The following is a 13,183-nucleotide window of genomic DNA, read 5'->3' on the forward strand; positions in this document are numbered from 1 at the left end:
CTCATTCATCCTGATTAAAATTACTGATTTGCTGTGTTTGCCATATAGTCAAATGTCATTTCAGATAATCTTTCGACTAATGCGCTACGCTCCTCTTGTGAGATAGTAGGGCCTTCTGTTAATTCAGATAACCAAAGACCATCTGCGGCATAACGAATTAAAGTACCTAAATAACTATTATCTAATTTATCGCCTTTGGCTAAATGGTCTAGCATCCAATCTCGCCAGCATTTACGCATAATAGGCTCGTTTGGCATAGCTAAAGACAGTATGGCTAATTGACGGCTTTCGTCTGACTGTTTTAAATCAGAAATATAAGTTAAATATGCGCGAGAAAAACGCCCTGCTTCAATAGGATCATTTTCCATAATAACTGCAATTCGGCTATCCATAATTCCTAATAACCGCTTAAACACTGCCTGCACTAATTCTAATTTCCCAGGGAAATGATGAAGTAACCCACCTTTACTTACACCCGCTTCTTTTGCTACAGCATTTAAAGAAAGAGAGGCTATTCCCTCATTAGCCACAATAACACTTGCCGCTTCCAATAATTGCTCTTGAACTCGGATAGGATCTTTTTTTCGGTGATGTGCAGTCGTATTCATGCATAGGATAATACCGACCAGTCGGTATGTTCCTTATTGATCAAAATCAATCTGATTTCGACTGATGCTTATTATATGTAAATAATGCAGTTGACTTCACATTCCTTTATTTTCAATTAAAATTGATTTAAAAAATTAAAATTATTTTATAAAATTGATCTAAGTAATAAACTAAAAAAAATAAAATAATATAAGTTTGATTTTTATCAAAAAAACAAATGTGGATCTAGTTTTTTATTAAAAATGATAGCTTAGACAAAAATAAAGAAATCAATATTTATTAATTCCTTTATTTTAATAAGAACTATTTTATCGAAGAAAAATTAGTCTTTATTTCGTCAATTGTCTGATTCATTATTTCATCCAAATAAGATCCTTTTCTTTTAAAATCTTTTTTATCATAAATATGCTCTTTCTTTTCTTCACTCTGAGTAACCGTATCACTTGTTTTTTTGTCTCTAACGCCATTATCAATAAAAATATTATTAACCTCTTCATATTTAGGTTCATCTTTGTTAAATTTATTATTTATTGCTAATTTTTTTTCATTCTGAATATTAAGAAAACTTTCTCTTAGCATTTCATATGTTGAATAGTTTGGATCATTAAAGATGCTATTACAAATATGACGTACTACAACAGGATACCGGTATTCAACATTATTATTAAATAATCCTGTTATACTTGAACTAAAGTAATAAAAAAAATCCGTAATTTTATTTTTTAAATCTAGATTATCTATTGTTGCTTTTATTTGTGAAAACGACGTTCTAACAGAATCGATAATATTCATTAAATACTCCCTATGAACTAATAAAGTTAATTTTTAGAATGAGTATTATTAATAAACATTATATTTTAAATATAAAAAAACCACCGTCATTTAACAGTGGTTTCTTATTAATAAAAATCAATTAAATGCTGGCTTTTAATGCCTGTTCTAAATCTGCAAGAATATCGTCTATATGTTCAATACCAATGGATAAACGAATCAAATCTCGTGAAACACCTGCTCGTTCTAATTCTTCATCGTTTAATTGGCGATGTGTGGTTGATGCTGGATGACATGCTAATGATTTTGCATCACCAATATTTACAAGGCGAACAATTAGTTGTAATGCATCAATAAATCTAGCGCCAGCTTCTGCACCACCTTTGATCCCAAAAGAGAGGATACCTGCTGGTTTACCCGTCATATAACGTACCGCTAAATCATGTTCAGGATGATTGCTTAAACCTGCGTATTTAACCCATACCACTTGAGGATGATTTTGCAGATATTCTGCCACTTTCTGCGCATTTTCAGTATGACGATCCATACGCAGTGCCAGTGTTTCTAAGCCTTGTAAGATCAAAAATGCATTAAAGGGGGATAGTGCAGCCCCCGTTCCACGCAAAGGAGCAACACGACAACGAGCAATATAGGCAGCCGCACCAAAATGCTCAACATAATTTACTCCGTGATAAGAAACATCTGGCGTATTTAATATTTCAAAACGTGTTTTGTGTTCTGCCCAAGGGAATTTACCAGAGTCAACAACAATACCACCAATTGAATTACCGTGACCGCCAATATATTTAGTTAACGAGTGAATAATAATATCTGCGCCATGTTCAAAAGGACGACACAAATAAGGTGTTGCAACCGTATTATCAACAATTAAAGGTACACCATGACGGTGAGCAACATCAGCCAATGCTTGAATATCTACAATATTTCCACTTGGATTTGTGATGGTTTCACAAAATACCGCTTTTGTTTTATCGTCAATTAATGCTTCTAATGCAGCAATATCATCATGGGGAGCAAAACGCGCTTCAATACCAATACGAGGGAAAGTGTGCGCCATTAAATTATAAGTACCACCATAAAGTTTAGCGACAGAAACAATATTGTCACCCACTTGGGCAATGGTTTGAATAGCGTAAGTAATAGCAGCCATACCCGATGCTACTGCAACTGCTGCGATCCCGCCTTCTAATGCTGCAACTCGTTTTTCTAATACGTCGTTGGTTGGATTCATTATGCGGGTATAAATATTACCAGGTACTTTTAAGTCGAAGAGATCCGCACCATGCTGTGTATCATCAAATGCGTAAGATGTGGTTTGGTAAATAGGTACAGCTACCGCTTTTGTAGTTGGATCAGGTGAATAACCGGCGTGAACAGAAAGTGTCTCAAGTTTCATAGCAATCCCTTTTTGTTGCATTTGTTCTTATCGTATTACTTATATTTTAAATAACTTAAATCAAAGTAAGCATTCTTAGTATATAAGTCATATAAATAAGCGCATATCGTCTCTGTCGTATAGTGAAAAAATTTCAACTTAGATTAATACGACCAAAGTACCATACCGCCAATAATGCAAAACGCCGCTTTTCACTGTGATATTTGAGTTAAGGATCTTGTTTTTCTCTCTATTTTATTGTTTTTATCACTTTTATCTTTTTTTGACGAGTCGCTAACCAGCAAATTAAAGAGCCACCAGTTACCATCATTACACCCTGCCAAAATGAGAAAGAAAGTGCGGTAGACAATAATATTGAGGAAAATGCAGTAGAAATAACAGGGGTAAAATAGGAAAGTGTGGCTAACAAAGTCACATTGCCTCTGATCATACCGATTGTCCATGCTGCATTAGCAAGCCCAATTGCTGCACCCGTGATTAACAAAAGCGTGATACTTTTTGTATTAATAATCCATTCAACTGGCGTTGAAAATAGGTATTGCCCCCATAACGCAAGTGACGTTAATAAGAAAAAAGGCACAATACCATTATTCCCACCAGAAATAAGACGAGTTAAATTGCTATAAAACGCCCATAAAATGGCACCTGAAAACGCCAATATATAGCTTAATGGATTGCTTTGGATATTTTTCCATAAGCCTTCGATAGTTAGAGGATTATCCCCACTAACAACCCAGACTAATCCACTAAATGAACATAATAATCCTACGATCAGTAAAATAGAGAATCGCTGTTTATTAACTATGACAGCTAGCGCTAAGGTAAAACTAGGCCATAAATAATTCACCATTCCTAACTCTATGGCTTGTGTTCTATCTGTTGCAAATCCTAATGCCAAGGATAAACACACTTCATAAGTAACAAATAATAGCGCTCCCCAAAAAAGATAACGTTTAGGAAAAAGTGATAGTTTAGGTACACCTAAGATCAAAATAAGAAACACGGTTCCTGTGGTATAAATCAGTGCGGCACCTCCAACAGGGCCAAAATATTCACTGATATTACGAATTAAACCAACAATAGTGCTCCAAAGAAAAATAGCAACGATGCCATATAACGTCCCTTTTGATGCGCTAGATATCATTTTGTGCCTTCAATTAAGTTTATTCACTCACTAATAAAAAGTGTTAATTACCTTTACGCTTTCAACAAATAAATTCAACTTATATCCTTAAATAAAAATGCGTTTTTTTCACCATAAAAAAGCCACCTTAAAGGTGGCTCAGAACTATACTCAAACGCGATTAGCGTCCAGCTTTTAATTTTTGGTAATAGCTTTCGTATAATACGGTTGCATCACCCACATCATTTTGCCATTCACCTTTGTTAATAATCTCTTCTGTTGGATAAAGAGAATTATCTTTAGTGATCACATTTGGCAGTAATTTTTGTGCGGCTAGATTTGGTGTCGGATAACCAATATTTTCCGCCACTTTGGCTGCTATTTCTGGGCGTAATAAGAAATCGATAAGTTTATGAGCTCCTTCGACATTCTTAGCATTAGCAGGAATAGCTAAGCTATCCATCCAGAAAATACCGCCCTCTTTTGGCCACACCATTTCAATCGGCGCACCAGCATCACGAGCAATAAATGCAGAGCCATTCCAAATCATCCCTAAATTAACTTCCCCTTGCATATAAGGATTAGCTGGGTTATCTGAGTTGAAAGCCAACACATTTGGCATCAGCTTCTGTAGCTCTTTGTAGGCTTCTTCTATCTCTTTAGGATCGGTCGTGTTGCCTGAATAACCTAGTTTTAATAATGCTATTTGGAAAACTTCACGAGCATCATCCGTTAATAACAAACTATCTTTATATTCAGGTTTCCATAAATCAGCCCATGAAGTAATGCTACTCACATCAACTTCATCACTATTAATACCAATAGCGGTCGCACCCCAAATATAAGGGATGGAATAATCATTTTCTGGGTCGAATGACTTATGTAATAAGCTAGGATCGAGATTATCAAAATGCGTTAATTTTGATTTGTCGATTTTTTGCAGCATTCCTTCATGGCTCATTTTAGAAATAAAATAAGTGGAAGGAACCACCAAATCATAAGCACCTTCTTTATAGGTCTTTAACTTGGTATACATGCTCTCATTGGATTCATAGGTGGAATAAATCACCTTAATCCCAGTTTCTTTCGTAAACTGTTCAAGCAAACCAGGCGGCACATACTCCGTCCAGTTGTAGAAATATAATGTCTTACCATCATCAGCCGATGCTGTGCCGATACTTAATGCCATTACGCTGGCAGCAAGTACAGAGGACCACTTTTTCATTTATGTTTCCTTCAGTGGTTGATGCGTTAATATCAAATAGGCAGCTAGCCTACCTCCAACAGATTGGTCATCAAGACCCCAAAAAGTGCGAGAAACTCGCACTAATACATGTCATTATGCTTTGCCAGTTCGGTCTCTTAAGATTAACTGACTAATTAACACTAATACTAAGGATAGACCTAAAAGGATGGTTGCAAGCGCATTCACCTCAGGTGAAACCCCAACTTTCACCATTGAGTATATTTTCAATGGTAAAATCTCATAGCTTGGTCCCGTCACAAAAGAAGAAACCACCACGTCATCCATGGATAACGTAAAGCTTAATAACCAACCTGAAGCCACTGCTGGCATGGCTAATGGCATAATGATTTTACGTAAAATAGTAAATTCACCCGCGCCTAAATCTTTGGCAGCCTCCAACATTTTCACATCAAATCCACTTAATCGTGAGTACACCGTTACTACAACAAAAGGTAAGCAAAATGTAATATGTGAAAATAAAAGCGACCAAAATCCCAATGAAACACCAAGGATCATAAACAGCACAAGTAATGAAATTGCCATTACAATATCAGGTGACATCATGACAACAAACAACATACCACCGACAAATTTTTTGCCACGAAAACGGTAGCGATAGAGTGCAACCGCCGCTAATGAGCCAATCAATGTCGCAAATGTTGCAGAAGTGACCGCCATCGTTAATGAATGTCCAGCCGCTTGAAGCAGGCTGTCATTATTAAATAAAATGGCGTACCAATTTGTGGTAAATCCTTTCCAATTAATCCCGAAACGCGATGAGTTAAAAGAGTTAACTATCAGAATGATAATCGGGATATAAAGATACGCGTAAATAATGGACATAAATCCACCACGCAATAACCGTCCTATCATTCTATTTCTACCTTCTTATGCAGTAGCTTCACGGCTCGGTAATACACAAACAGCATTAATCCCATCACCAATGTTAAGCAAATACTGGTTGCCGCACCGAAAGGCCAATCACGAATATTTAAGAATTGGCTTTTTATTACGTTACCAATTAATAAATTCTTCGCCCCCCCCATTAAATCAGCAACAAAGAATAAGCCCATGGCAGGTAACATTACGAGCAAACAACCCGCAATAATACCCGGCATCGTTAATGGAATAATAATACGGATAAAGGTCTGAAATTTATTAGCACCCAAATCGCGCGCTGCTTCTAAGCAAGGTTTATCTAACTTTTCAATGCTGGAATATAACGGTAGTACCATAAAAGGTAATAAAATATAAACCAGTCCCAGTACAACGGCCTCTGGGGTATAAATAATCCTGAGTGGTTTATCAATAATCCCAATCCACAACAGAAACTCGTTAAAATAACCTTTAGTACTTAGGAATATCTTTAATCCATAAATACGAATAAGCGAGTTTGTCCAAAAAGGCACAATCAATAAAAACAACATTAATGGCTGTATTTTCTTAGGCATTTTTGCAAGGAAATAAGCAAAAGGATAACCTAATAATAAACAAGCTAATGTTGCTACCACCGCCATATTGATTGAATGCAATAATACTTCTGCATACATAGGATCAAATAAGCGATAGTAGTTATCGAGTGTAAAGACCATCTCGACAAGGTTAGCATCATCACGCGTTAAAAAACTGGTCGCAATGATCATGATATTCGGCAAGAAGACGAACACCATCAACCAACCCACAACACCGGTAATTACGATGTTTTGAAATAGTTTACGTGTTTTCTTCATCTGCCAGCACGACCTCCCAGCTTTCAACCCAAGTCACTGCAATTTTTTGGTCTAACGAGTGATCAACATCTGGATCATCTTCATTAAAGAACTCACTGACCATCACCACCTTGCCATTTTCCATTTCAACAACAGAATCTAGCGTCATGCCTTTATAGTTACGTTCACGAACATAACCAATCAGACCAGGAAGGTTTTCAAGATCATGAATTTCTTCAACACGAAGATCTTCAGGTCGAAGCAATACTTTGAGTTGCTGATTTTGAGTTACAGGCAATGAGGTATAAATATCACATTCATGACCTTCAACATCGGCACGAATACGCGCCTCATCAATACGATGAAGAACACGCGCATCAAAGATATTAATTTCACCTATAAATTGCGCAACAAACAGGTTTGTTGGCTCTTCATAAATTTCACGTGGTGTCCCATCTTGCTCAATACGCCCTTCACGCATCACCACGATCCGGTCTGACATAGTCAGCGCCTCTTCTTGGTCATGAGTCACGAAAATAAAGGTTATTCCTAATTTACGTTGTAAGGCTTTTAATTCATTTTGCATCTGTTTACGTAATTTGTAATCCAGTGCAGATAATGATTCATCAAGCAATAAGACCTTTGGTTTATTCACAACAGCACGCGCAATCGCAACACGTTGTTGTTGTCCACCAGAAAGGTGTGCAGGACGACGTTGGGCGAAATCTTCAAGTTGCACCATACGCAAGGCTTCTTCAACGCGAACATTAATCTCTTCAGCAGGCGTTTTTTGCATGCGTAGACCAAATGCGACGTTTTCAAAAACAGTCATATGAGGGAAAAGTGCGTAACTTTGGAAAACCGTATTTACAAAACGTTGTTCTGCTGGGATATCCGTAATATCTTGCCCATCAAGAATTATTTGCCCATCGTCAACGTCTTCTAAACCCGCAATTAAACGCAAAACCGTCGTCTTACCACAGCCCGAAGGACCAAGGATGGTTAAAAACTCGCCATGGTTGATAGTGAGATCGAGGCGGGAAATAATTTGTTTTCCGTCGAAACCTTTACTTAAGGATTTTAATTCGACAACTGGTGTCAGAGATGTTTTCTCAGTCATTTAAGGTAATACTCTATCCCGAAGAATAATGCAGATAGAACCGCCACTGGAAAAGACTGTGTGAGCTGCCGGAGCATTATGCTCCACAGAAGCCCAAAACCAGCAACGCCGTATGTATAGTACAAGCGGAAAATGATAAACGCAGTGGCGCGAAATTGAAAGCAAAAAGGCGCATAAACAGTGAAAAACTATTCATATTTAAGTTTTTCCTCATAAATCAGGCTTTTTTGTTTTCTAGTAAAAAATTAATAAAATCAGAATGCTACTTATCTATATAAATATTATAAATCGACTAAATTTATGATTAAATAATTTTTCTATTATAAGTCAGCTAATTGGCCTATTTTTCTATAAAAACAGAAAAGGATATTGACTGGTTCAATGCTTTTTTTCGACAACTAAAGCATGATAACGGCTCTAAAACCCACGTAGTTCTAATAAAAGTTTTTATTAATCATTATGATATTTATTAGAAAACACCTCCCAAACAGTAGAAGGTGTTTTGTCGATAACTGTTTTTTCAATGATATTTTATTAATTTTTTTAAGTATAAAATTGCATTATTTACATTGGGTAATGGACCAATCTTGTCCTTTAATAATGGGAAAGTACCTGTTCTAATTAATAAATCACGCATTTGTACTGGTGTTAACACTCTATTTGTATTGCCTTTATACCAGGATTGGATCATGGCAGCAGCCCCCGCCACCAATGCACTGGCAGACGAAGTTCCACTAAAACTGGCGGTATAAGTATGATTATCATCACTTCGAAAGAGATCACCATAACCTGCTGTTGCAACATCTTCACCCCATGCTTGTACATGAATGGGTGAACCATGCGTTGAAAAAGGTAAGCGATTTAATGTATAAGGTGAACCAGCGCCAACACGTATGGAATTGTTGTCATGACGTTGGCGGTAACTTTCATAAGCAGGTAAATCAAGATCAACACCACCATTACCAGCAGCCATAATCACAATAATACCGGCATCTGTTAGTGCGCGTGTCGCTTCCCAAATATGCATTTCATAATCAGCGGGGACATAAGCTTGATGCTCGCAGATTGTCTGCATTTCATATAAAACAATATCACCAGCATGTAGTATGCGTTTACTCGCGATGATCGCATCAATACGTCCACAAGTTAATTCAGAGATGGCATAAAACATATCGAGTTTATACGCTAGCCCAGTGATCCCTTTACCATCTTTTTTTCCCATTATTAATCCTGCAACCGCAGTACCGTGATCTGCCTGACTCGTTTTTTCATTAAAAGGGAGTAATGGTGTAATATTATCAGTTGATAAATCATGATGAGATAGATTGAAATCCCATTCAATATCGGCAACTTGTATACCTTGGCCATATGCTTCTTGTTTCCATGCACCTAAAATCCCCAATCCTATAATCTTATTAATATTGGCTGTTCTTTCTGGATCATCTAAATATTGCTGATACTGAGTAAAATCAGGTGTAATATTAGGAGGTTCAATGGGTTGTATCGGTACAGATTGCACATATTCAATATCAGGATGCTGTTTTAATATTTTGATGACATTCTCTAATGAATATTGATTATTATCCGGTAATTTAATGTAATAGTATTTGTTTAAGTCATTAAAGCTTATTGAAATAGAATTAATATTATTTTTAGGAGGTAATTGATGGATAGAAGAAATAACAGGAACCAAGGATATATCAGATAATAAAGAACGATGCTTTTCATGGAAAGTAGGACATGACAGATTTTTATTATCATAATCAGGATTTTTAAATTTTATAAGGATTTTTCTTTTAATGTTCATATTCAATGCTCCTCTTTTTATTTTTGCTTTATAGCGTAAAATATTGAGCAGTGACTATTTCCATTTTTAATAGAGATAATATAAATAGAGTGTTTTATAAAAAAATATCAAGCCTATCCTCTAATAAAAATAGACTTAAATAGACTTAATATTATTTGAATGATGTTTATTAACTAAAATCAATATGTAGACGTAACTTTTCACAACAACAACATTTAAATAAATAACCTTGGCATCCACCATCATCCCATAAACGCTCTGATAAATCAGAAAGTTCAAAACCAATGTCTTGAATATCTTGTTCTAAAGAAGCAAATTGTTCTAATTTATCTTTGATATCGTCCCATTCTACATAATCAATAAAGGCACAAGGTTCATCGCAATGTACTAACCAATATTCTTGTTGCCAGCCATGATAACCAGGCGTTCGTTTTGTTAATTCATCGAGTTTGTTTTTATCTATAGGAGGTAAAGTAGAACCACAATACTCCCCTTCTTCGTCATAGAGAATTTCTCCGCCTTCAATGCTTGCAATATCTTGAAATTCACCATCAAACTTTTCACTTGCAGAACCATCAGCAATACACCACGGGCATAGTGCATCAATATCTCCTTCTGAGTAGAAAGGGCTACCATAATAGATATCCGTTTCCTTTCCACAACAATCACATATAACGGTATCATCTGTAATAAAAGCACCTGTTTTTATCGGTTCAGGATGATATTTGAAATAAGGTAATGCTTTTTTTTCTGTTGGCATTATATTTTCCTATTTTATTTTTTTGCTATTCATTTTCGAAATCATAAGAATAAAGAAATTTATCGCATTGCTTCTCTACGATCCATGCTTGATCATGATGATATTTTGGGTTCTCACGAGTCTGGTGAAAAATATAACTCTCACTAAATGAAAGCGTTACCTAAAAGGGTTGATGATTTTATTCAGTAAGGCAACCAACAACAGTTAAATAAGATAGAGACAATTATTTCTTTCTTTATATAATTAAGCTAACTCAAAGAAGATTAACTAAATAGAAATCCTCTCTCACTCTCAGCAAGACACCAAAATTTGGTGTTCTCACTGGTGTCCTGATAACAAGAAATTACACTAAAATGGGTTATAATGCACGAAAACACACCAACTGATAAAACACTAGAAAACAAGCAAACACAGGGAATTCAAGGCAATTACCCACTAAACCGCTTCTCTGTTGCGCCAATGCTCGACTGGACTGATCGTCATTGTCGTTATTTCTTTCGTCAATTAAGTAAAAATACGTTGCTTTATACTGAAATGGTCACAACAGGTGCCATTATTCATGGTAAAGGCGACTATCTAAAATACAGTGAAGAAGAACATCCCGTTTCATTACAATTGGGCGGAAGCGATCCTCAAGCTTTAGCGCAATGTGCAAAATTGGCACAAGAGCGTGGCTATGATGAAATTAATTTAAATGTAGGTTGTCCTTCAGATCGCGTACAAAATGGGCGATTCGGTGCTTGTTTAATGGGAGATACACAACTCGTCGCAGATTGTGTGAAAGCGATGCGTGATGTGGTTGATATCCCTGTCACAGTAAAAACGCGCATTGGGATCGATGACCAAGATAGCTACGAATTTTTATGTGACTTTATTGATACTGTTAGTCGCGATAATAATTGCGATACTTTTATAATTCATGCTCGTAAAGCATGGCTATCAGGTTTAAGTCCAAAGGAAAACCGTGAAGTTCCTCCTTTAGATTATCCCCGTGTTTATCAATTAAAACGTGATTTCTCGCATCTCACCATGGCGATTAATGGCGGAATTAAATCGTTAGAAGAAGCTAAGGAACACTTAAAATATATGGATGGTGTTATGGTTGGCCGTGAGGCTTATCAAAACCCGTCAATCTTAGCGCATGTTGATCATGAACTTTTTGATAATCAATTGCCTATTGCTGATGCAGTTGCTGCCGTAAAAGCAATGTATCCTTATATTGAAAAAGAACTCTCACAAGGTACTTATTTAGGACATGTGACTCGTCATATGTTGGGGATTTTCCAAGGAATTCCAGGCGCTAGACAATGGCGTCGTCATTTAAGTGAAAATGCTCATAAGCAAGGTGCTGATTTATCTGTATTAGAAAATGCCCTTAAATTTGTGACTGAAAAATAATTAAAAAATAAATATTTAAAACCTGTCTAAATTATTTTAAACAGGTTTTAAATCTTACAAACAATAATTAAGGAATAAGTAGGCTTGAACCTTGAGATTGTCGGCTTTCAAGATAACAATGTGCTTCTTTTGCATCCGCTAATGCAAATTTCTGATTATCTGGCACACTGACATCAATTTTACCGCTACCAATTAATGCAAATAGCGCGTCACTTGCAGCATCTAGCTCTTCGCGTGTTGTGATATAACCCGAAATGGATGGGCGCGTCACATATAAAGAACCTTTTTTATTCAGAATACCTAAATCAACACCCGTTACTGCACCTGATGCGTTACCAAAACTCACCATTAAACCTCGATGTTGCAAACAGTCTAACGAGTCTAACCAAGTCGCTTTACCAACAGAATCATAAACAACTGGCACTTTTCGATTATTAGTCAACGCTAATACACGTTCAACTATTGATTCTGTTTGGTAGTTAATCACTTCCCATGCACCAGCGGCTTTTGCTCTAGCAACCTTTGCATCACTGCCTGCTGTACCTATCATTTTTGCACCAATGGCTTTAGCCCATTGACTTGCAATTAAACCAACGCCACCAGCTGCTGCGTGGAATAAAAAGGTTTCACCCGCTTGTAATTTATAGGTCTCATTGAAAAGATAATAAACCGTTAATCCTTTTAGAAAAGAAGCTGCGGCTTGTTCAAATGAGATATTATCAGGCAGACGCGCCACTTTATTTTCTGGTACATTATGCGTATCGCTATAAGCCCCTAGCGGAGATTGAGCGTACACAACTCGGTCCCCTTCTTTTAGTGAAGTCACTTTAGCGCCTGTTTTGATAATAATGCCCGCAGCTTCAGTGCCTAATCCGCTTGGAAATTGGCTTACAGGATATAACCCACTACGCACATAAGTATCAATATAGTTAATACCAATTGCCTTATTGGCAACCTGAACTTCGTGATCACCAAGAGGAGCAGGTGTAAATGTTGCTAACTCAAGAACATCTGCATCGCCATGAGTTGCAAATTGAATACGTTTAGCCATTACTATCTCCTTTGTAGGATGAGAGGTTAAATAAACGAGCGCAAAAGACCTTTAGAGATAATGACAAAGGATAGCTATTTCTACAAGGCACAGATAATTGGGTTAGCGTATACTAGAACGAATTGATCTTTTTTTGCTGTAAAAATAAACAGGGAAGATCAACTCGCTCTCA

The 13,183-nt window shown here is 36.5% G+C and carries 12 protein-coding genes; 1 reads left to right on the top strand and 11 read right to left on the bottom strand.

Annotation, left to right across the window (positions count from 1 at the left end; genetic code table 11):
* Positions 1-20: 20 nt before the first annotated feature.
* From LW139_RS18645 to cbrC, 10 genes are all read right to left on the bottom strand, one after another.
* Positions 21-608 (bottom strand): TetR/AcrR family transcriptional regulator, encoded by a 588-nt coding sequence (locus tag LW139_RS18645; protein WP_088494441.1) that lies wholly within the window; start codon positions 606-608, stop codon positions 21-23.
* 304 nt (positions 609-912) lie between these two features.
* On the bottom strand, positions 913-1,401 hold the full coding sequence (locus tag LW139_RS18650; RefSeq protein ID WP_247850371.1) for a hypothetical protein: 489 nt from the start codon (positions 1,399-1,401) through the stop codon (positions 913-915).
* A gap of 121 nt (positions 1,402-1,522) precedes the next feature.
* Positions 1,523-2,797: a bifunctional O-acetylhomoserine aminocarboxypropyltransferase/cysteine synthase gene (locus LW139_RS18655; RefSeq protein WP_109408466.1), complete on the bottom strand. Its 1,275-nt coding sequence runs from the start codon at positions 2,795-2,797 to the stop codon at positions 1,523-1,525.
* Between the two features lie 229 nt (positions 2,798-3,026).
* Complete coding sequence (gene yddG, locus LW139_RS18660) at positions 3,027-3,941, bottom strand: aromatic amino acid DMT transporter YddG (protein WP_166539899.1); 915 nt, start codon at positions 3,939-3,941, stop codon at positions 3,027-3,029.
* 160 nt (positions 3,942-4,101) lie between these two features.
* Positions 4,102-5,145, bottom strand: a complete 1,044-nt coding sequence (gene potD / locus LW139_RS18665; RefSeq protein WP_227336115.1) for a spermidine/putrescine ABC transporter substrate-binding protein PotD — start codon at positions 5,143-5,145, stop codon at positions 4,102-4,104.
* 114 nt (positions 5,146-5,259) lie between these two features.
* Positions 5,260-6,039, bottom strand: coding sequence for a spermidine/putrescine ABC transporter permease PotC (potC, locus tag LW139_RS18670; protein WP_247850372.1), 780 nt, complete (start codon positions 6,037-6,039; stop codon positions 5,260-5,262).
* Complete coding sequence (gene potB, locus LW139_RS18675; protein WP_109408433.1) at positions 6,036-6,896, bottom strand: spermidine/putrescine ABC transporter permease PotB; 861 nt, start codon at positions 6,894-6,896, stop codon at positions 6,036-6,038. Before potB ends, potC begins: the two co-directional genes overlap by 4 nt.
* On the bottom strand, positions 6,880-7,995 hold the full coding sequence (gene potA / locus LW139_RS18680; RefSeq protein WP_109408434.1) for a spermidine/putrescine ABC transporter ATP-binding protein PotA: 1,116 nt from the start codon (positions 7,993-7,995) through the stop codon (positions 6,880-6,882). The genes potB and potA overlap by 17 nt, the downstream gene beginning before the upstream one ends.
* 520 nt (positions 7,996-8,515) lie before the next feature.
* Complete coding sequence (locus tag LW139_RS18685; protein ID WP_166539897.1) at positions 8,516-9,802, bottom strand: S8 family serine peptidase; 1,287 nt, start codon at positions 9,800-9,802, stop codon at positions 8,516-8,518.
* 169 nt (positions 9,803-9,971) lie between these two features.
* The gene (gene cbrC / locus LW139_RS18690; protein ID WP_166539896.1) at positions 9,972-10,562 is read right to left on the bottom strand and encodes a PF03691 family colicin E2 tolerance protein CbrC; all 591 of its coding nucleotides are present in this window, start codon (positions 10,560-10,562) and stop codon (positions 9,972-9,974) included.
* A 363-nt stretch (positions 10,563-10,925) separates the two neighbouring features.
* On the opposite strand from cbrC, the gene dusA reads away from it, so the two are divergent.
* Positions 10,926-11,960, top strand: coding sequence for a tRNA dihydrouridine(20/20a) synthase DusA (gene dusA / locus LW139_RS18695; protein ID WP_247850373.1), 1,035 nt, complete (start codon positions 10,926-10,928; stop codon positions 11,958-11,960).
* Between the two features lie 67 nt (positions 11,961-12,027).
* Here the strand turns inward: dusA and LW139_RS18700 are convergent, their stop codons facing one another.
* A complete protein-coding gene (locus LW139_RS18700) occupies positions 12,028-13,011 on the bottom strand; it encodes a quinone oxidoreductase (RefSeq protein WP_166539894.1) in 984 nt (327 codons plus the stop codon).
* Between the last annotated feature and the right edge of the window lie 172 nt (positions 13,012-13,183).

The sequence above is a fragment of the Proteus vulgaris genome (assembly GCF_023100685.1).
Classification (GTDB): Bacteria; Pseudomonadota; Gammaproteobacteria; order Enterobacterales; family Enterobacteriaceae; genus Proteus.